We start from the raw sequence: 18,659 nt of genomic DNA on the forward strand, positions 1-18,659 counted from the left end.
CTAATTAATAATTAGCGCGCATGAATTTATTCTGAAAGTCCGGCGTAGTGACCTTTTCTGTGTTGTCTTTAGCGGGTTATTCATATTGTATCCATGATGGATAAGGAGGTCCCAATGAAGACGACAAGGCTGTTGCCATGGATATTATTCTTCTCTGGTGCATTTATTTACGTTATTGGCTTATGGCGGGCATGCCCGTTATTGAGTAGCAAAGGCTATTTTTTCGCCGTGCTGATGACGGGAATGTTTGTGACGTACGTTTATCAGCGTGCAGAAAATCTCAATCAGAACGATGAACACTTCGCCTCTGTATGTCAGATGGTGGCGCTCATCACGGTAGGGGTGCTGTTGGTGGGCGTATTGAATGTCCCATTATCACCCCTCGAAAAGGGGCTGTTCCCGCTGGCATTCATCGTATGTTTACTGGGGCAAGTTTTACTCATGCGTTCAGCAGAATATTTATCTAAAGGACCGGAACTCTAAATGGAAAACAGGACATCAACTTATTCACCGGCATTTAGTATTGTGTCATGGGTCGCGCTTCTCGGCGGCATTGTGGTTTATCTGCTGGGGTTGTGGAATGCCGATATGCAGTTGAACGAAAAGGGGTATTACTTTGCTGTTTTGGTGCTTGGTTTGTTTTCTGCTGCGTCGTATCAAAAGACGGTACGGGATAAATATGAGGGGATCCCGACTACGCCGATTTACTACATAACCTGTCTTGCCGCGTTTATTATTGCGGTTGCGTTGTTGGTTATCGGTTTGTGGAATGCCACGCTGCTGCTAAACGAGAAAGGGTTTTACGGCCTGGCCTTCTTTTTGAGCCTGTTTGGTACCGTTGCGGTGCAGAAAAATATCCGTGATAGTGGCTTTGAGCATCCAAAAGAAACGCTGGCAGTCGCAGACGATTTTACGGAGTGATCGTATGCCCTCGATGGTTACCGATCGAGGGCTTTTATTGTTAGCTCACCAGTCTGCGCGTATCGATGCGCTGTAACAATACAGACAACAGTAAACTTCCCGCCAGCGTGGCGCTAAAAATCCACAGCATATCCAGCGGCGGCCAGTTTTTGAGTTCTACACCGTTGGTGCGTAGCGCGTGAATGATCAGCGCATGAAAGCCATAAATGCCCAGGGAGTGGCGGGAAATAAGGCCCAGTACCGGCAGAGTGCGCGTACTGAGCGTATTTTTGACCAGCGTCAGGAGGGAGGTAGCACAAATAAACACCGCCGGGCCGCAATAGAGATACCAGGTATCGGCAAAATTGCCTCGCCAACGCAGTTCATGCAACGTGCCTCGAGAAATAATAAACACTGCGGTGATAAACAACGCCGCACAGAGCCAGGTAAGCGCGCGCTTGTGCGTATCCATCATACCAATCGCTCGGCCTAGCATACCGTACACGATGTAGTAGAACGTGTCGCCACTGATGTACAGGTTGATGGGAAGCCACTCAAAACCGCCAATTTTTTGTGAGACGGTATTGGGATTGGCAATCACCCCAATCACTACCATAAGCGCCAGCAGCATCTTGCCGCTGATATTTTTTACCTGTATCAGCGGGGAAACCAGGTAGATTACGGCGATCGCGAAGAAAAACCACAGGTGGTAGAACACCGGCTTTTGCAGCAGGTTTTTCAGCGACAGCTCAGCGTTGATCGAGGTAAACAGCAGGATGTAGGCCAGCGCCACGCTGCTGTAAAACAGGATGCAGAGCGCAATGCGCATGAAATGGCGCGGTTTGGCGCTGCGCTCGCCAAAAAACAGATAGCCCGAAATCATAAAGAACAACGGGACGCTGACGCGAGAGGCTGAATTGAGCACATTGGCCAGATCCCAATTCAACGGGCTGACGCTTTGCGCATTGGTGATGTACCAGGTCGTGGTGTGGATCATCACAACCATGAGACAGGCTATCCCGCGCAGGTTATCAATCCAGAATATTTTGGGCTGCATCAGTTCCTCTGTATCCATTAAAAAAAGTCTGACCGAAAATTTGCGAGCGTAGCTCACTGGAAAAATCCGAGTTCTTACGCTAAAGCTTGAGATGGTCTGATGAGATTCTCAAAATAGCATCCGTTTCCAGACACTTAATAATAAGACTGACCAGCAAATCAGGCGGTAATAAAATGATGATGAAGTATTTCTTTTCCGCGATCGTTACCCTTTTACTGGTTGCGTGCGCCGACACCCAGCCGCCTGCACCCGCGCAGAAGGCGCAAAAGATCAAAGTCAGTGCAACACGTTCGCTGGATATGGAGTCACTATGTAAAAATGAGGCGGCACAAATCTACAACACTGGAGTGCAGAAAATTGATATCTCCGGTCTGGAACAATTTCAGGGCAGCTATGAGATGCGTGGTTCTACCTTCCGTAAAGAGAGTTTTGTCTGCTCTTTTGATGCAGACGGGCAGTTTTTACACCTTTCCATGCGCTAAGTTCCCCCTTTTTCCCGTTTCGTACTGTATATCTTGCAGCCAGCGGGTATACTGACCGCTTCCTTTAAATCCACACGTATCCAGCACGAAATAATATGCAAAAGTTTGATACCAGGACCTTCCAGGGCTTGATCCTGACCTTACAGGATTACTGGGCTCGCCAGGGCTGTACCATCGTTCAACCATTGGACATGGAAGTCGGCGCGGGGACATCTCACCCAATGACCTGCCTGCGGGCGCTGGGGCCGGAACCGATGGCGACTGCTTATGTGCAGCCTTCTCGTCGTCCGACCGACGGCCGCTATGGCGAAAACCCGAACCGCTTACAGCACTACTATCAGTTCCAGGTAGTGATTAAGCCGTCTCCGGACAACATTCAGGAGCTGTACCTGGGTTCTCTGAAAGAGCTGGGTATGGACCCGACCATTCACGATATCCGTTTCGTGGAAGATAACTGGGAAAACCCAACGCTGGGTGCCTGGGGTCTGGGTTGGGAAGTGTGGCTGAACGGCATGGAAGTCACGCAGTTCACCTACTTCCAGCAGGTTGGTGGTCTGGAATGTAAACCAGTGACCGGGGAAATTACCTACGGTCTGGAACGTCTGGCCATGTACATTCAGGGCGTAGACAGCGTTTACGACCTGGTCTGGAGCGACGGCCCGCTGGGTAAAACCACTTACGGCGACGTGTTCCATCAGAACGAAGTGGAGCAATCCACCTACAACTTCGAATACGCCGACGTGGACTTCCTGTTCACCTGCTTCGAGCAGTACGAGAAAGAAGCGCAGCAGCTGCTGGCGCTGGAAAATCCGCTGCCGCTGCCTGCGTATGAACGTATTCTGAAAGCCGCCCATAGCTTCAACCTGCTGGATGCGCGTAAAGCCATCTCCGTCACCGAGCGTCAGCGCTATATCCTGCGTATTCGCACCCTGACCAAAGCAGTGGCAGAAGCTTACTACGCTTCCCGTGAAGCCCTTGGCTTCCCGATGTGCAACAAAGACAAATAAGAGGCGGCCATGTCTGAGAAAACTTTTCTGGTGGAAATCGGCACTGAAGAGCTGCCACCAAAAGCACTGCGCAGCCTGGCTCAGTCCTTTGCTGCGAACTTTACCGCGGAGCTGGATAATGCTGGCATCGCGCACGGCAACGTGGAGTGGTTCGCCGCGCCGCGTCGTCTGGCGTTGAAAGTCGCTGCCCTGGCTGAAGCACAACCCGACCGTGAAGTAGAAAAACGCGGCCCGGCCATTGCCCAGGCGTTTGACGCCGAAGGTAAACCGAGCAAAGCGGCCGAAGGTTGGGCGCGTGGCTGTGGCATCACGGTTGATCAGGCTGAGCGTCTGACCACCGACAAAGGCGAGTGGCTGCTGTATCGCGCGCATGTGAAAGGCGAAAGCGCTGAAGCGTTGCTGCCGAATATGATCGCCACCTCACTGGCGAAGCTGCCGATCCCGAAACTGATGCGCTGGGGCGCGTCTGACGTTCACTTCGTGCGTCCGGTTCACACCGTGACGTTGCTGCTGGGCGACAAAGTTATTCCGGCAACTATTCTGGGGATTCAGTCCGATCGCGTGATCCGCGGGCATCGCTTTATGGGCGAGCCGGAGTTCACCATCGATAATGCCGATCAGTACCCAGAAATTCTGCGTGAGCGCGGCAAAGTGATTGCGGATTACGCTGAGCGTAAAGCCAAAATCAAAGCCGATGCCGAAGACGCGGCGCGTAAAATTGGCGGCAACGCCGATCTGAGTGAAAGCCTGCTGGAAGAAGTCACCTCGCTGGTGGAATGGCCGGTCGTGCTGACCGCGAAGTTCGAAGAGAAATTCCTCGCTGTTCCGTCCGAAGCGCTGGTACACACCATGAAAGGTGACCAGAAGTACTTCCCGGTATACGCGAACGACGGCAAACTGCTGCCGAATTTTATCTTCGTTGCCAACATCGAATCCAAAGACCCGCAGCAAATCATCTCCGGTAACGAGAAGGTGGTTCGTCCGCGTCTGGCGGATGCCGAATTCTTCTTCAATACAGACCGTAAAAAACGTCTGGAAGACCATCTGCCGCGTCTGCAAACCGTGCTGTTCCAACAGCAACTGGGTACGCTGCGCGACAAGACTGACCGTATCCAGGCGCTGGCGGGCTGGATTGCTGGTCAGATTGGCGCTGACGTTAACCACGCAACGCGTGCTGGCCTGCTGTCCAAGTGCGACCTGATGACCAACATGGTCTTCGAGTTCACCGATACTCAGGGCGTGATGGGCATGCACTACGCGCGTCACGATGGTGAAGCGGAAGATGTCGCTGTGGCGCTGAACGAGCAGTATCAGCCGCGTTTTGCCGGTGATGACCTGCCGTCTAACCCGGTTGCCTGTGCCGTGGCGATTGCCGATAAGATGGACACACTGGCGGGTATCTTCGGTATCGGTCAGCATCCGAAAGGCGACAAAGACCCGTTTGCGCTGCGTCGTGCCGCGCTGGGCGTACTGCGTATCATCGTTGAGAAGAACCTGAATCTGGATCTACAAACGTTGACCGAAGAAGCGGTTCGTCTGTATGGCGACAAGCTGACTAACGCCAACGTGGTGGATGATGTGATCGACTTTATGCTCGGTCGCTTCCGCGCCTGGTATCAGGATGAAGGTTACACCGTCGATACCATTCAGGCAGTACTGGCGCGTCGTCCGACTCGTCCGGCTGATTTCGACGCACGTATGAAGGCGGTTTCGCACTTCCGTACGCTGGAAGCCGCGTCCGCGCTGGCTGCAGCGAACAAGCGTGTATCGAACATCCTGGCGAAGTCTGAAGAGACGCTGAATGACCGCGTAAATTCGGCAACGCTGAAAGAGCCGGAAGAAATTGCGCTGGCGCTGCAGGTTGTGGTGCTGCGCGATAAGCTGGAGCCTGTCTTTGCAGCTGGTCGTTACCAGGAAGCGCTGGTTGAGTTGGCGGAACTGCGTGAACCGGTTGATGCGTTCTTCGAGAAAGTGATGGTCAACGTGGAAGATAAAGATCTGCGTATTAACCGTCTGTCTATGCTCGCAAAACTGCGCGAACTGTTCCTGCGCGTAGCGGATATTTCTCTGCTGCAGTAACGCTCCTGAGCTGACTTAGAAAAGCCGGATAAGCATTGTGCCATCCGGCTTTTTTGTATGTAGTTAGCGCAGCTGTAATTTTGTCAGACAGGTCTGGCTGTCTTCCATCGTCTTGATGGGATACTCCGCCGTTTTACCGTTGTAACTTACCGCGATTGTGCCTGCCATATTGCGCGGTAGCCATACCCCGACGAAGCCATTTCGACCACTCTTCATCACTTTTTGTACCACCACCTCACCCTTGTTATCCGTCACTTTGACATTGAATGCCTTCTCCGGCATTTCGCCCTGGCAGCCAGAAAGGCTGTGGTTGAAGCAAGGATGTGTTTGCCATACATAGGGGGCAAATGACAGATAGAACTTGTCACCGAGCGGTAGGGTATAAATCTGATCGCCCGAAGAGAGCTTCAGTTCGGTACTGGTGATAGATGCTGAGTACGGCAGCGGGCGGTTCTGCGGCGACTGGTCAATGGTCTCGACGATTTGCTCGACGGATTTACCGCTGAGCCCGTGTTCCGCCAGAAAAGCAGCTTCCGGAGTTGCTGCGAACGCGCTACCTGTAGTGAGCAAACCTAAAACCAGCAGCAGTGAGGATTTCGACATAACTTCAATTCCTTGTGAATATTGTGGAATACAGACTGGCTCACTATAAAGCTTGCCCTTAGGGAAAGGTCAAAGGGAGGACGGGTAAAGTAATGCAAAGAAGCGTTTGGGCGGGGAGTCTTGCGAAGTACAGATAAAAAAAATCCCCGCCGTTTGGCAGGGATTCAGAATTTTGAGCTTTTTAAGCTTACAGGCTGGTTACGTTGCCAGCTGCCGGGCCTTTAGCGCCGCTTTCGATGGTGAAGGAAACTTTCTGACCTTCGTCCAGAGATTTGTAGCCATCGTTCTGGATAGCAGAGAAGTGTACGAACACGTCTTTAGAGCCATCGTCAGGAGTGATGAAGCCGAAACCTTTGTCAGCGTTGAACCATTTTACGATACCAGTCATTTTACCGGACATAGTGTATTACCTTTTAAAAAATAAGTGTGCCTTTCGGCGATATGGCGTGCTTTACAGATTTTTTAACAGTAAAGGAAATGCTCACTACGAAGGGTATCAACGATAACTCTTGAAGGGACTTGCCTTACTAACTGCTGTAATGGTCTGTACGTCAAACCGTTGAGGGCATTAACTCATTTTACGCATGTGGATGCAACTACTATTTTCTTTTTTGTGGACAACCCCCTTAAGGGAACGGCCCTTTTACAGGACCGTTCATAAGTAAAATTGAAAAATAGTTCAATCCATCAGTTGCTTACTTAATCTTGGGTCTGCCTGAATCAGGCGCATTAACTTCAATTCGGTATTGGAAGGCTTTACGCGTTTAGACTCCCATTCATGAACCGTCGCGACCGTCACGCCCATCACCCGGGCAAAATCATCTGTTTTTAAACCTGTCCCTCGTCGTAGCTGTTCAAATTCGGTGAAAGGGTTGGTTTTTTGCGTCAGAGTAACCGTCTGCGATACATCTTTAAAAACAATCTGCTCCAGACTGCTCAGCAGTTCAAACATAGGATCTTTGTATTCCATTGAGAACTCCTACAAATCACACAGCGGGATCGTGAATTTCATCGAAGCTCATTAAGAGTAGTCGGAAAAAATGAAGCCGAATTTTAGGTTTGTGTGATGGATTCGTTTCAGCGGATCGGGGTCGACAATCTTTTGCAGGCTAACGAACTGATAAAGGTCGTGATCTGCGAACGATCGATCCCGATTGTAAAGATGACTAAAATATGACGCCGTGTGGTAAATGGCGCATTGTTTAGCAAAACGATGGGTGGCGGGAGCGGTTATTTTCCCCCACAAGATTACGCGGAAAGGGTATCTTGCGGGGCTGACCTGGACTATCCTTGTCAACGTCAGGCACGCGGGTGTCGTTGTGCGCATTTTTGGGTGAAAGGAGTATTAAAATGGCGACAGGTAAGTCCTGCTCTCGCTGGTTTGCGCCTGTTTTGGCGCTCTTAATGGTAGTTGGCCTGAGTGGGTGTTTTGATAAAGAAGGCGATCAACGCAAAGCGTTTATCGATTTTCTGCAGAATACTGCAATGCGTAGCGGAGAGCGTTTACCAACGCTGACCGCCGATCAGAAAAAACAGTTTGGCCCGTTTGTGTCCGATTACGCGATTCTGTATGGCTATTCGCAGCAGGTTAATCAGGCAATGGACTCCGGTCTGCGCCCGGTGGTTGATAGCGTAAATGCGATTCGTGTTCCTCAGGATTATGTGACTCAGCGCGAACCGCTGCGTCAGGCAAATGGTGCGCTGGGCGTGTTAGGGCAACAGTTGCAGAATGCGAAACTGCAGGCAGATGCTGCGCATGGCGCGCTGAAGCAGGGCGAGGATCTGAAGCCGGTCTTTGACCAGGTCTACAATAAAGTCGTCACTGTACCTTCAGAGGCGCTACAGCCGCTGATCCCTGCCGCGCAAATCTTCACGCAGCAGTTAGTGCAGGTCGGTGATTTTGTGGCACAGCAGGATACGCAGGTGAGCTTTGTCGCTAACGGTATCCAGTTCCCAACTTCACAGCAGGCAAGTCAGTACAACACGCTGATTGGCCCGTTGGCCTCTCAGCATCAGGCATTTAATCAGGCCTGGACTGCTGCGGTGAATGCCGCTCAGTAATGAAGGCGCTGTAATACATAAAAGGCCGGGTAAGCGTAAGTGCTACCCGGCCTTTTGTTTATGGCGCGACCTGCGGGTTCACGCAATTCTTCTCAACGCGTCCTTGCAGCGCATCGATTAAGTTATCCACCGCACAGGCCGCCATGTTATAGCGCGTTTCATGCGTCGCTGAACCTATGTGCGGCACGGCTACCACGTTTGGCAGCGCTAATAACGGTGAGTCTGCCGGTAATGGCTCCTGCTCAAACACATCCAGGCCTGCGGCATGAATTTCCCCGCTTTGCAGGGCGGCAATCAGCGCTTTTTCATCGACCACTGGCCCACGCCCGGCGTTAATGAAAATGGCGGAGGACTTCATTTTGGCAAACTGTTCGGTACTAAACAAATGATGCGTTTCTGCGGTTAACGGCAGGATCAGGCAGACAAAATCGGACTCCTGCAACAGCGTATCGAGGTCGCAGTAACGCGCGTTGAAGCGTTCTTCCGCCTCCTGGTGATGACGGCGCGCGTTATAAAGAATCGGCATGCTAAAACCAAAATGCGCGCGTTGCGCCAGCGCCAGACCAATACGGCCCATGCCGACAATCCCCAGCGTTTTGTGGTGTACATCCGTACCAAACCAGTCCGGCCCGATACTTTTGGTCCATTCGCCAATTTTCACCCGTTCAGCAACTTCTACCACGCGGCGAGCGGTGCTTAACACCAGCGCCATTACCGTATCGGCGACAGTTTCCGTCAGCACGGTTGGCGTGTGCATCAACAGCACCTTGCGCGCGTTGAGGGCATCGACGTCGAAGTTGTCATAGCCTACGGAAATCGTGGATGTCGCACGTAGCCTGGGCATTTTCTCCAGTAGGGCGGTATTGACGGCTTCACTGGAACCCAGCATACCTTCCGCGTTGGCAAAAGCCTCGGCGTGCTGTGCGACCGTTTCCGGGCGCAGGTTAGGCACATGAGTCACAGTAAAATGCTCTTCCAGGCGATGCAGTAAATCGTCAGGTAACGCTTTATAGAGAATAATGGACGGCTTCATGCGAATCTCCGTAAGTTAAAATTTAAGCGTGGCGTGCGCCAATAGGTAATTGCTGATTATTAGCAGGCTTAACAATTAAAGTTAGCCATACTGAGACAAAAAGCGCTACCCCCATAAAAATGTACGAGGCGGATGGGCTGCCGGTTGCGCCATTGAGGTAGCCGACAAACCATGAACCAAAGAATGAGCCTAGCGCGCCCATGCTGTTAATCAGCGCCATTGCACCCCCGGCGACGTTGCGCGGCAGCATTTCCGGGATGATGGCGAAGAAGGGGCCATATGGGGCGTACATTGCCGCACCCGCAATAACTAACAGCGTGTAAGAAATCCAGAAGTGGTCTGCACCCACGGCCCAGGAGCCGATAAAAGCGAAAGCGGCTATCAATAACAGCGGCCAGACAAACAGTTTACGGTTTTGCAGCTTATCGGAGGCCCAGGAGACGAGGATCATCGCCGCCGTCGCCGCCAGATAAGGTACGGATGACAGCCAGCCAACCTCTACCATGCCCAGATTTGCGCCGCCGTTGCGGATAATCGACGGTAGCCACAGGACAAAACCATAGACGCCAATACTCCAGGCGAAATACTGCATGCACAGCAGGATGACGTTACGTGAGCGGAAGGCCTCGCTATAGTTACGCACGGCTTTGATGCCTTGCTGCTCTTTTTCCAGTTGCGCCTGAAGGGCGGCTTTTTCAGATTCTGACAGCCAGCCGACCTGAGACGGTTTGTCTTTTACCAATACCCACCAGCAGAACGCCCAGATGATGGCTGGGAAGCCCTCGATGATAAACATTTCCCGCCAGCCCAGCGCCTGAATCAGATAACCGGAAACCACAGACATCCACAGGACGGTAACCGGGTTACCGAGGATCAGGAAAGTGTTAGCGCGCGAGCGCTCGGATTTCGTAAACCAGTTGCTGATATAAATCAGCATTGCGGGCATCACCGCGGCTTCAACGACGCCAAGAATAAAGCGGATGGCGGCAAGCATTGGAATATTGCTGACCATACCGGTTAACGACGCGCATGCGCCCCAGAGGATCAGACAGACAAAAATCAGTTTTCGTACGCTGCGCCGTTCTGCGTAAATCGCGCCTGGGATCTGAAAGAAGAAATAGCCGAGGAAAAACAGAGCGCCCAGCAGGGAAGAGATCCCTTTGGTAATGCCGAGGTCCTCGTTGATACCGGCGGCGGAGGCGAAGCTGAAGTTCGCACGGTCAAGGTACGCCAGGCTATACGTGATAAACACGATTGGCATAATGTACCACCAGCGTTTTGCTGCATTAGTTGAGCTATTCATAGACTGCCCTCTGGTTATGCTGATACGCCGCCTCTGTATGTAGGGTACAGAGACAGAGTTGGCCGGGAGTTTATTCCCCTAATTGTTCACGTGTGGGTAATCCTTCGCTGTCGCCCTGAACCTGAATGGCCAGTGCGCCGATTTTATTGCCGCGGGTCACCGCCTGATGCAGCGAACGGCCTTCCAGCAGGGCACTGATAACGCCCACGGCAAAGCCATCGCCTGCGCCGACCGTATCGACCACGTTGTCGACTTTTACCGGTGCAACGCAACCTTGTTCACCGCTGGCTGTTTTGTACCAGGCACCATCAGCCCCGGTTTTGATGATCACGGCCTTCACTCCGTGACGCAGATAAAAGTCGGCGATGGCTTCAGGCGTCTGTTGGCCAGTTAAAATCATCCCCTCTTTTAATCCAGGTAAAACCCAGTCAGCCTGGAATGCCAGCCGGTTCAGTTTTTCCACCATCTCGGCTTCGCTTTTCCACAGCACCGGACGCAAATTTGGGTCGAACGAGATGGTCTTCCCCTGGGCTTTCAGCGTGCGGGCGGTGTGCGCCAGTAGTTCATAGGAACTGGCAGAAAGCGCCGCCGCCACGCCGCTCAGGTGCAAGTGGCGCGCGCTGGCGAAATAGTCCTCGTGATAATCCTCAACGCTGAGGTGGCTGGCGGCGGACCCTTTGCGGAAATACTCCACAATGGGATCGGTTCCATTTTCGACCTTAGATTTAAGCTGAAAGCCGGTAGCGTAACGCCCGTCCTGGGTAACTCCCTGCGCATCTATCCCTTCTTTTTCCAGCGACTTAACGATAAAACGACCAAAACTGTCGTTGCCTACGCGGCTCACCCAGCCGACCTTCAGGCCCAGACGAGCAAGACCGGTCGCCACGTTGAGTTCAGCGCCTGCAACGCGCTTGATAAACTGCTCTACATCCGTCAGTTCGCCGGTTTGCGTGGCGACAAACATCGCCATCGCTTCACCAATAGTGACCGCATCCAGTGAATTTTTCATGTGTTACTCCTCGCGTAACAGCTCGACGTAGTGGCGGGTAACCGCCGTCAAATCCTGCCCTTCCAGGGGGAACTCAATACCGCGCGGAACATCGTTGGGCAGCGTTTTTAACAGCGCCAGCCAGCGTGAATCTGCTTCATCAGGCGGTACGGCACGGTAGCTATCGCGATGCGTAACTGCGGCTTTGACATGGATATATCCGACGGTTGGCGCCAGGTTCTGCGCGGCCTGTTCCGGGGAGTCGCCAACCCACAGCCAGTTGCCCATATCGAAAGTCAGAGATATCGGCAGGTTTTGCGTCTGACAGGCTTCATTAAAGCGTTGCATCGGCTGCAGGCGTCCGCAGGCGGTCTGATCGTTTTCCACAACCAGCTCCATGCCGCTGTTGTCCAGCCATTCACGTAAATCGTCGAACTGTTCGGTATGGGAAAAATGACCGAGAGAGACTTTTAACCACAGTGCCTGTAGGGCCTGCGCTTCTTCGAGGAGCTGCGGAAGTCGGGGATTCAGGTTCCCATCCTCAAGGAATAACGGTTCAGGCGCTGAATAACAGGCCAGCAGGCCGAAGAGTTCGATTGCAGAGGCCATTGTGGACAGCGTTTTCAGCTCGGCGTCGGTTAATAACTCGCGGCGGATTTCGACGCCGTCAGCACCGGCTTCGGCAATGATGGGCAACATTGCCGTTTGCCCGCCTGCGGCCTGCACCTGGTCGTAGCCGTAGGCGGCGGTAACCACCATAATTTTTCTTTTCATGGAAACTCCAGACTAGCATTCTTGTTATAACGCTATATGGAACCGGTTCCAAAGAAAAGCTCATGATGTCGAATTTATGATCACCATCACGAAGGAAATTTAACGGGCGGTTGAGCCGCGCACGATCAGCTCGCCGGAGAATACCTGTTCCTGAATGGCAGCAGAGCCGCCATCAATTCGGCGTACAACCTGCTCAACGGCGGTGTAGCCAATCTGCCATGTGGGTTGTTTCAACGTGGTGATACCGACGCCCGCCAGCTCCGCCCATTCCAGTTCGTCAAAACCGAGCAGGCCGATATCGCTGCCCCAGTTAAGGCCAATGCGCTTCAGGGCGCGGGCAACCTGCAGCGTGAGAGCGCCGTTGGCAGAGATAACGGCTTTGCGCATCCCCCGATGCTGCTGGTGAAACTGGCGCAGCGTGTCATCCAGTTGCGTATTGTCCGTTAGCGGGACTTCGGCATTTTGCGCGATAACGCCGGGGTACTGTGCGAGCGTGGCGCGAAAAGCGCTCAGGCGTTCGCGGCGGGTATTCACCATGCCCAGCGGTTCGCTGAGGAACAGGATGGCTTCAAAACCTTGCTCGACCAGATGTTCAGTGGCAACCGTTGCCGCCTGGGTGTTATCCAGCCCGACCATATCACAGGCAAAATCGGGGATTTTACGGTCAATCAGTACCATCGGTAGCGCAGACTGTTGCAGGCGGTTCAGCCCCTCTTCGCGCATTCCAACGGCGTTGACCACAATCCCTTCGACCTGGTAGCTGCGCAGCAGGTCGAGATAATGCAGCTCCTGATCCACTTCGTTGTTGGTGTTACACACCAGCGGGGTAAAGCCCTTATCGCGACAGGCGGCTTCAATACCGCTTAACACGTTGACGGAGTAGGGATTAGTAATATCGGCGATGATCAGACCAATCAGACGGGTACGACCGTGTTTCAGGCCTCTTGCCATCAGGCTGGGACGGTAGTCGAGATCGGCAATGGCTTGTTCAATGCGGGCCAGTAGCGCGTCGGAAAGCAGGTGCTTTTCACCGTTGAGGTAGCGTGAAATGCTGGTCTTGCCGGTTTTTGCGGCTTTCGCCACATCGCTGATGGTTGCCCGTGTTGATTTGCTCATCGCTGATTTCCCTAAATTTGGTGACAACACCTTAACGCGAAAATCAACGATGGCAAGTGCTTCATGCCGGATAAGACGCTGCCATTATCCGGCACAAAACGTTACTGGAGCGGGCTTAAGGTGATCTCTACGCGGCGGTTTTGCGCTTTACCTTCCGCCGTGCTGTTGCTGGCGATCGGATTTGCCGGGCCCATACCCTGAGTGCGGATACGGTTAGCGGCGACGCCTTGAGTGATTAAGGCGCTGGCCACGGAGTCCGCGCGCTGCTGCGACAGGCGCATATTCAGATCCTGACTGCCGGTGCTGTCGGTGAAGCCGAGCACGTTGACGGCGGTTTTATTGTACTCTTTCAGTACCATTGCCACGCCAGTCAGGGTGTTGGCACCCGCAGGTTTCAGGTTGCTGCTGTTGCTGTCGAAGGTGACGTTATTTGGCATATTCAGGATGATGTTATCGCCACTGCGCGTCACGCTGACGCCCGTCCCTTGCATTTTGTCGCGCAGTTTTGCTTCCTGCACGTCCATGTAATAGCCGACACCGCCGCCAACGGCCGCGCCAGCCGCCGCACCAATCAGAGCGCCTTTGCCGCGATCTTTCTTCGAAGAAGAGAGTGCGCCAATACCCGCGCCGACCAGAGAGCCAATACCCGCGCCAATGCCGGATTTACCCGCTTCGCGTTCTCCGGTGTAAGGGTTTGTTGTGCAGCCAGAAACCGCCAGGGCGCCGCTCACGATGGCAGCAATAACAAAAACACGTTTCTTCATCTTAATTCCTTAATGACTTTTTCTTCTTTGCCACAGCGACCGTGGCGGTTGATTATGACGTGTGAACATGAAGAAAATTCCAGGGAAGACTCTGAAATTTGTAAGTAACATTGAACGGCATAATAAATAAGCCGTCACATCGCATTCAGGAGCGCCATCTTGGCTAATTCACCCGCACATTACTCGGTGTTAACCGCCGCCCACTGGGGACCTATTCTCGTCGAAACCGATGGCGAGACGGTTTTCTCCTCTCGCGGCGTGCTGCCCACCGCCCATCCCAACTCTTTGCAAACCGTGGTGCGCGACCAGGTACACAGTAAAACGCGGGTACGTTTTCCCATGGTGCGTAAAGGCTTTCTCGCCTCGCCGGAGGATCCGCAGGGTGTGCGCGGGCAGGATGAATTTGTTCGTGTCAGTTGGGACGACGCGCTGAATCTTATCCATACGCAGCATAAACGCATCCGTGACAGCTACGGCCCGGCCTCGATTTTTGCCGGTTCCTACGGCTGGCGTTCCAACGGCGTGTTACACAAAGCCGCAACCCTGCTACAGCGTTATATGGCGCTGGCGGGTGGTTATACCGGGCATCTGGGGGATTACTCGACGGGTGCTGCGCAGGCCATCATGCCGTACGTGGTGGGCGGTAACGAAGTTTACCAGCAGCAGACCAGTTGGCCGGTGGTGCTGGAGAACAGCGAAGTGGTGGTGTTATGGAGCGCCAATCCGCTGAATACCCTGAAAATTGCCTGGAACGCCTCCGACGAGCAGGGCCTCGCTTACTTTGAGGCACTGCGTGGCAGCGGGAAGCGGTTGATCTGTATCGATCCGATGCGATCGGAAAGCGTCGATTTCTTTGGCGAGAAGATGGAATGGATCGCTCCGCATATGGGGACCGACGTGGCGCTGATGCTGGGTATCGCGCATACGCTGGTGGAAAACGGCTGGCACGACGCGGACTTTCTCGCCCGGTGTACGACCGGATATGACCGTTTTGCCGACTATCTGCTGGGCAAATCTGACGATGTTGCAAAAACGGCAGAATGGGCCGCTGAAATTTGTGGTGTTCCGGCGGCGAAAATACGTGAACTTGCGGCGATATTTCACCAAAATACCACCATGCTAATGGCGGGATGGGGTATGCAACGCCAGCAGTATGGTGAGCAGAAACACTGGATGATTGTCACGCTGGCCGCCATGCTCGGGCAAATCGGGACGCCTGGCGGCGGCTTTGGGCTGTCGTATCATTTTGCCAACGGCGGCAACCCCACGCGCCGTGCTGCGGTGCTGGCTTCAATGCAGGGCAGCGTTAAAAACGGCACCGACGCGGTGGATAAAATCCCGGTGGCGCGAATTGTTGAAGCGCTGGAGAACCCGGGTGGTTTTTATCAGCACAACGGGATGGACCGCCATTTCCCGGACATCCGTATGCTGTGGTGGGCGGGCGGCGCTAACTTCACCCATCATCAGGACACCAACCGTCTGATTCGCGCCTGGCAAAAACCGGAGCTGGTGGTTATCTCGGAGTGTTTCTGGACAGCCGCAGCGAAGCATGCCGATATCGTGCTGCCGGCGACGACGTCTTTTGAGCGTAATGATTTGACCATGACCGGCGATTACAGCAACCAGCATCTGGTGCCGATGAAGCAGGTTGTATCGCCGCAGGATGAAGCGCGAAATGATTTTGATGTCTTTGCCGAGCTGAGTGAACGCTGGGAGAAGGGCGGGTATGAGCGATTTACCGAAGGCAAAAGCGAGCTGGAATGGCTGGAGACTTTTTACAACATTGCCGGGCAGCGTGGGGCTAGCCAGCAGGTGACGTTGCCGCCATTCACCGAGTTTTGGCAGCGGAATGCGCTGATCGAAATGCCAGAAAACGCCGCCAGCGCGCAGTTTATCCGTTTCGCAGATTTTCGCCGTAACCCACAGGCGCATCCGCTGAAAACGGACAGCGGTAAAATTGAAATCTACTCCGCGAGGATTGCCGGTTACGGTTACGCGGACTGTGCGGGGCATCCGATGTGGCTGGAGCCGGATGAGTGGTTCGGTAACGCCGAGTCGGGCCAGTTACAGCTGCTTTCCGCCCATCCGGCGCACCGTTTGCACAGTCAGCTTAATTACAGCGCGTTGCGCGAACAGTATGCGGTAGCGGATCGTGAGCCCGTCACGATTCATCCGCAGGATGCCAAAGCGCGCGGTATTGCGGATGGCGACACGGTCAGGGTGTGGAACCAGCGTGGGCACGTTCTGGCGGGAGCGGTCGTGACGACGGGAATTAAACCCGGTGTCATCTGTATTCATGAGGGCGCCTGGCCTGATTTGGACCTCGCCGCCAACGGTATTTGTAAAAATGGCGCCGTTAACGTGCTGACCAAAGATCTCCCCAGCTCAAAGCTGGGGAATGGCTGTGCGGGCAACACTGCGCTGGCGTGGCTCGAAAAATACAGCGGACCAACGTTGACGCTTACGGCGTTTGATCCGCCTGCCAGCCCATAATCCACGTGGGATGGTGAGTCTCTTCCTGCCATGCGCCATCTTCAATGCGAAAACCCAGCGCATGGTAGAAGTTCACCGCTGATTGATTCTTCTGGTAGACCTCGAGGCTGAGTAACGAAAAGCGCTGCTGTACATGCTGCACCAGCGCTTTGCCGATCCCGCTTCTGATGGCGGCAGGCGCGACGAACAGCGCGCCGAGAAAACGGTCGTCAATGACGCTGGCAAAGCCTTTGAGCACCCCTTCTTCTTCCCATACCCAGGTTTGTGCGGCTGGCAGATAAACATCCCGCACGATGGATTCACTTTCGCGCCAGTAGCGTTCTTCGATAAACGGATGGGCATGGATCGTGCTTTCCATCCACAGCGCCAGAATCGACGGTAGATCGTCAGCCTTTGATTCACGAATCATGTTGTTCTCCCGGGTAACAGATACAGCTGGTGACATGGTCATTGACCAGGCCGCATGCCTGCATAAAGGAGTAACAGATGGTGGTGCCGACAAACTTAAATCCGCGTTTTTTTAACGCTTTAGACAGTGCATCTGACGCCGGTGTAGAGGTGGGGATATCGCTCAGGTTGGCGGCGCGGGTCAGTTGCGGTTGGTTATCAACAAACGACCAGACGAACTCGCTAAACGATTCTCCGTTTTGCGCCATGGTCAGAAAGGCGCGAGCGTTGCCGATAATGGCCTGAATTTTTCCTCGATGGCGAATAATGCCAGCATCCAGTACCAGTCTTTCCACATCCTCTTCGGTCATGGCCGCCACTTTTTCCGGGTCAAAATGGTGGAAGGCGTGGCGATAATTTTCCCGTTTCTTTAGCACGGTGATCCACGATAAACCGGCCTGTTGGCCTTCCAGACAGATCATTTCGAACAGCTTGTTGCCATCTGTTTCGGGGACGCCCCATTCCTTGTCGTGGTAGGCAATGTAAAGTGGGTCCTGGCTGACCCATCCGCAACGCTGCATATTCTTCCTCGCTGTTTTTACTGGCGTAAAAATTTCATTCGGCCCGCCTTGACGCGCCAGCTAAAAAGACAATATTTAATACAGGGCCTGATGGGCCCGATATCCTTCACACAATGACAATAATATCGCCGAATTCGGCTCTTTTCTGGAGTCGCGTTGATGATTATAAGAAACAGTAGTGGTCGCCAAAGGTTAACTCTGGCGAGCGTCGTAGTTTGTGCGCTGTTCATCAATACAGCATATGGCTGGCAACAAGAATATATCGTTGATGCGATGTCAGGGCATACGGCTGAACGTTATACATGGGACAGCGATCACCAACCACGTTATAACGACATTCTGGAAGAACGTATTCGCTCCACTCAAAACGTGGCGGGTCCCGTGGTGAATCTGGCGGATGAAACGCCTATGGATGCGACCAGCGGCATGAGTATGGGCTGGAACTTTCCGCTTTCAAGGCAGGTGATGACCGGTCCGGTGGCCGCGCTGCATTATGACGGTTCGACCACGTCTACTTACAACGAATTTGGCGATAGCGTGACGTCGGTAACGCAGAACGATCCGCTGTGGCATGCCAGCGTCAGCACGTTAGGCTGGCGAGTCAATTCTCAGTTCGGTGATGTGCGACCGTGGGCGCAAATCAGCTATAACCAGCAGTTTGGCGAGAATATCTGGAAAGCGCAGTCGGGTCTCAGTCGCATGACGGCGGCGGGTCAAGACGGTAACTGGCTGGATGTTACCGTTGGCGCAGATATGCTGTTGAACAGGCACATGGCGGCTTACGCGGCGCTTTCGCAGGCGGAAAATAGCGCCAATAACAGCGACTATATGTACACCATGGGAGTGAGTGCCAAATTTTAACGCAAACAATCATCATATAAACATCTTTGTTACATATTGAGATCAACAATCACACGCCCCTCAGCGATAGCGTGTACTAACTCTTACGATAAAATTCAGTAACCCGACTTTTTGTCTCGTCATTCATTCCGCATTCCAGGCATTTCATTCCGTCCTGGTGGCATTTCATG

Annotated in this window: 20 protein-coding genes; 8 read left to right on the plus strand and 12 right to left on the minus strand. The window is 53.4% G+C overall.

Going from position 1 to position 18,659, the window contains the following annotated elements; genetic code table 11:
• Positions 1–114: 114 nt before the first annotated feature.
• Both yiaB and yiaA read left to right on the plus strand, forming a co-directional pair.
• Entirely contained in the window at positions 115–483 is a 369-nt protein-coding gene (yiaB, locus tag HV229_RS00730; protein WP_103283330.1) for an inner membrane protein YiaB, read from the plus strand.
• Complete coding sequence (gene yiaA, locus HV229_RS00735) at positions 484–921, plus strand: inner membrane protein YiaA (protein ID WP_016154922.1); 438 nt, start codon at positions 484–486, stop codon at positions 919–921.
• Positions 922–961: 40 nt separating this feature from the next.
• On the opposite strand, the gene HV229_RS00740 is transcribed toward yiaA, so the two are convergent.
• On the minus strand, positions 962–1,957 hold the full coding sequence (locus tag HV229_RS00740; RefSeq protein WP_101700470.1) for an acyltransferase: 996 nt from the start codon (positions 1,955–1,957) through the stop codon (positions 962–964).
• 173 nt (positions 1,958–2,130) lie between these two features.
• Here HV229_RS00740 and HV229_RS00745 point away from each other — a divergent pair, with 173 nt between their 5' ends.
• The 3 genes from HV229_RS00745 (at position 2,131) to glyS (ending at position 5,525) form a co-directional block, all read left to right on the plus strand.
• Positions 2,131–2,439 (plus strand): YsaB family lipoprotein, encoded by a 309-nt coding sequence (locus HV229_RS00745; RefSeq protein ID WP_016154920.1) that lies wholly within the window; start codon positions 2,131–2,133, stop codon positions 2,437–2,439.
• A gap of 95 nt (positions 2,440–2,534) precedes the next feature.
• Positions 2,535–3,446 (plus strand): glycine--tRNA ligase subunit alpha, encoded by a 912-nt coding sequence (gene glyQ / locus HV229_RS00750; protein WP_001168551.1) that lies wholly within the window; start codon positions 2,535–2,537, stop codon positions 3,444–3,446.
• Positions 3,447–3,455: 9 nt separating this feature from the next.
• On the plus strand, positions 3,456–5,525 hold the full coding sequence (gene glyS / locus HV229_RS00755) for a glycine--tRNA ligase subunit beta (protein ID WP_094761605.1): 2,070 nt from the start codon (positions 3,456–3,458) through the stop codon (positions 5,523–5,525).
• Between the two features lie 63 nt (positions 5,526–5,588).
• On the opposite strand, the gene cueP is transcribed toward glyS, so the two are convergent.
• The 3 genes from cueP to HV229_RS00770 form a co-directional block, all read right to left on the minus strand.
• Complete coding sequence (gene cueP, locus HV229_RS00760) at positions 5,589–6,128, minus strand: copper-binding periplasmic metallochaperone CueP (protein ID WP_181546691.1); 540 nt, start codon at positions 6,126–6,128, stop codon at positions 5,589–5,591.
• A gap of 187 nt (positions 6,129–6,315) precedes the next feature.
• Positions 6,316–6,528 carry an RNA chaperone/antiterminator CspA gene (gene cspA / locus HV229_RS00765; RefSeq protein WP_000014594.1) on the minus strand — a complete coding sequence of 71 codons (213 nt, stop codon included), beginning with the start codon at positions 6,526–6,528 and terminating at the stop codon, positions 6,316–6,318.
• A 279-nt stretch (positions 6,529–6,807) separates the two neighbouring features.
• The gene (locus HV229_RS00770) at positions 6,808–7,098 is read right to left on the minus strand and encodes an HTH-type transcriptional regulator (protein ID WP_016157726.1); all 291 of its coding nucleotides are present in this window, start codon (positions 7,096–7,098) and stop codon (positions 6,808–6,810) included.
• 380 nt (positions 7,099–7,478) lie between these two features.
• Between HV229_RS00770 and HV229_RS00775 the strand changes: the two genes are divergently transcribed.
• Positions 7,479–8,189 (plus strand): DUF3053 domain-containing protein, encoded by a 711-nt coding sequence (locus HV229_RS00775; RefSeq protein WP_016154915.1) that lies wholly within the window; start codon positions 7,479–7,481, stop codon positions 8,187–8,189.
• A gap of 58 nt (positions 8,190–8,247) precedes the next feature.
• Here HV229_RS00775 and ghrB read toward each other — a convergent pair whose 3' ends face one another.
• From ghrB to HV229_RS00805, 6 genes are all read right to left on the minus strand, one after another.
• Positions 8,248–9,222 carry a glyoxylate/hydroxypyruvate reductase GhrB gene (gene ghrB / locus HV229_RS00780; protein WP_094761604.1) on the minus strand — a complete coding sequence of 325 codons (975 nt, stop codon included), beginning with the start codon at positions 9,220–9,222 and terminating at the stop codon, positions 8,248–8,250.
• Between the two features lie 22 nt (positions 9,223–9,244).
• Positions 9,245–10,525 carry an MFS transporter gene (locus tag HV229_RS00785; protein WP_003827389.1) on the minus strand — a complete coding sequence of 427 codons (1,281 nt, stop codon included), beginning with the start codon at positions 10,523–10,525 and terminating at the stop codon, positions 9,245–9,247.
• Between the two features lie 70 nt (positions 10,526–10,595).
• A complete protein-coding gene (locus HV229_RS00790) occupies positions 10,596–11,534 on the minus strand; it encodes a sugar kinase (protein WP_046275780.1) in 939 nt (312 codons plus the stop codon).
• A gap of 3 nt (positions 11,535–11,537) precedes the next feature.
• Positions 11,538–12,287 (minus strand): sugar phosphate isomerase/epimerase, encoded by a 750-nt coding sequence (locus HV229_RS00795; protein WP_181546693.1) that lies wholly within the window; start codon positions 12,285–12,287, stop codon positions 11,538–11,540.
• Between the two features lie 99 nt (positions 12,288–12,386).
• On the minus strand, positions 12,387–13,403 hold the full coding sequence (locus HV229_RS00800) for a LacI family DNA-binding transcriptional regulator (RefSeq protein WP_005133828.1): 1,017 nt from the start codon (positions 13,401–13,403) through the stop codon (positions 12,387–12,389).
• 101 nt (positions 13,404–13,504) lie between these two features.
• Entirely contained in the window at positions 13,505–14,167 is a 663-nt protein-coding gene (locus HV229_RS00805; protein ID WP_016157720.1) for an OmpA family lipoprotein, read from the minus strand.
• Positions 14,168–14,326: 159 nt separating this feature from the next.
• Between HV229_RS00805 and HV229_RS00810 the strand changes: the two genes are divergently transcribed.
• Entirely contained in the window at positions 14,327–16,660 is a 2,334-nt protein-coding gene (locus HV229_RS00810) for a molybdopterin guanine dinucleotide-containing S/N-oxide reductase (protein WP_181546695.1), read from the plus strand.
• Here the strand turns inward: HV229_RS00810 and HV229_RS00815 are convergent.
• Together HV229_RS00815 and tag are read right to left on the minus strand one after the other, a co-directional pair.
• On the minus strand, positions 16,629–17,069 hold the full coding sequence (locus tag HV229_RS00815) for an N-acetyltransferase (protein ID WP_016157718.1): 441 nt from the start codon (positions 17,067–17,069) through the stop codon (positions 16,629–16,631). The genes HV229_RS00810 and HV229_RS00815 overlap by 32 nt on opposite strands.
• Positions 17,059–17,628 carry a DNA-3-methyladenine glycosylase I gene (gene tag / locus HV229_RS00820; RefSeq protein ID WP_047358205.1) on the minus strand — a complete coding sequence of 190 codons (570 nt, stop codon included), beginning with the start codon at positions 17,626–17,628 and terminating at the stop codon, positions 17,059–17,061. The genes HV229_RS00815 and tag overlap by 11 nt, the downstream gene beginning before the upstream one ends.
• Before the next feature lie 159 nt (positions 17,629–17,787).
• Here tag and HV229_RS00825 point away from each other — a divergent pair, with 159 nt between their 5' ends.
• Complete coding sequence (locus HV229_RS00825) at positions 17,788–18,489, plus strand: autotransporter outer membrane beta-barrel domain-containing protein (RefSeq protein WP_016157717.1); 702 nt, start codon at positions 17,788–17,790, stop codon at positions 18,487–18,489.
• Positions 18,490–18,659: the final 170 nt, after the last annotated feature.

Source organism: Citrobacter sp. RHBSTW-00524 (assembly GCF_013747755.1).
In the GTDB taxonomy this organism is placed as follows: domain Bacteria; phylum Pseudomonadota; class Gammaproteobacteria; order Enterobacterales; family Enterobacteriaceae; genus Citrobacter; species Citrobacter braakii.

Excerpts from the sequence above, each read along its gene's own strand:
- ghrB (WP_094761604.1), bottom strand. The coding sequence starts at position 9,222 with ATGAAGCCGTCCATTATTCTCTATAAAGCGTTACCTGACGATTTACTG.
- HV229_RS00805 (WP_016157720.1), bottom strand. The coding sequence starts at position 14,167 with ATGAAGAAACGTGTTTTTGTTATTGCTGCCATCGTGAGCGGCGCCCTG.
- HV229_RS00775 (WP_016154915.1), top strand. The coding sequence starts at position 7,479 with ATGGCGACAGGTAAGTCCTGCTCTCGCTGGTTTGCGCCTGTTTTGGCG.
- cueP (WP_181546691.1), bottom strand. The coding sequence starts at position 6,128 with ATGTCGAAATCCTCACTGCTGCTGGTTTTAGGTTTGCTCACTACAGGT.
- HV229_RS00800 (WP_005133828.1), bottom strand. The coding sequence starts at position 13,403 with ATGAGCAAATCAACACGGGCAACCATCAGCGATGTGGCGAAAGCCGCA.
- cspA (WP_000014594.1), bottom strand. The coding sequence starts at position 6,528 with ATGTCCGGTAAAATGACTGGTATCGTAAAATGGTTCAACGCTGACAAA.
- HV229_RS00785 (WP_003827389.1), bottom strand. The coding sequence starts at position 10,525 with ATGAATAGCTCAACTAATGCAGCAAAACGCTGGTGGTACATTATGCCA.
- HV229_RS00795 (WP_181546693.1), bottom strand. The coding sequence starts at position 12,287 with ATGAAAAGAAAAATTATGGTGGTTACCGCCGCCTACGGCTACGACCAG.
- glyS (WP_094761605.1), top strand. The coding sequence starts at position 3,456 with ATGTCTGAGAAAACTTTTCTGGTGGAAATCGGCACTGAAGAGCTGCCA.
- HV229_RS00770 (WP_016157726.1), bottom strand. The coding sequence starts at position 7,098 with ATGGAATACAAAGATCCTATGTTTGAACTGCTGAGCAGTCTGGAGCAG.
- HV229_RS00825 (WP_016157717.1), top strand. The coding sequence starts at position 17,788 with ATGATTATAAGAAACAGTAGTGGTCGCCAAAGGTTAACTCTGGCGAGC.
- HV229_RS00790 (WP_046275780.1), bottom strand. The coding sequence starts at position 11,534 with ATGAAAAATTCACTGGATGCGGTCACTATTGGTGAAGCGATGGCGATG.
- HV229_RS00740 (WP_101700470.1), bottom strand. The coding sequence starts at position 1,957 with ATGCAGCCCAAAATATTCTGGATTGATAACCTGCGCGGGATAGCCTGT.
- yiaB (WP_103283330.1), top strand. The coding sequence starts at position 115 with ATGAAGACGACAAGGCTGTTGCCATGGATATTATTCTTCTCTGGTGCA.
- glyQ (WP_001168551.1), top strand. The coding sequence starts at position 2,535 with ATGCAAAAGTTTGATACCAGGACCTTCCAGGGCTTGATCCTGACCTTA.
- HV229_RS00745 (WP_016154920.1), top strand. The coding sequence starts at position 2,131 with ATGATGATGAAGTATTTCTTTTCCGCGATCGTTACCCTTTTACTGGTT.
- HV229_RS00815 (WP_016157718.1), bottom strand. The coding sequence starts at position 17,069 with ATGATTCGTGAATCAAAGGCTGACGATCTACCGTCGATTCTGGCGCTG.
- tag (WP_047358205.1), bottom strand. The coding sequence starts at position 17,628 with ATGCAGCGTTGCGGATGGGTCAGCCAGGACCCACTTTACATTGCCTAC.
- yiaA (WP_016154922.1), top strand. The coding sequence starts at position 484 with ATGGAAAACAGGACATCAACTTATTCACCGGCATTTAGTATTGTGTCA.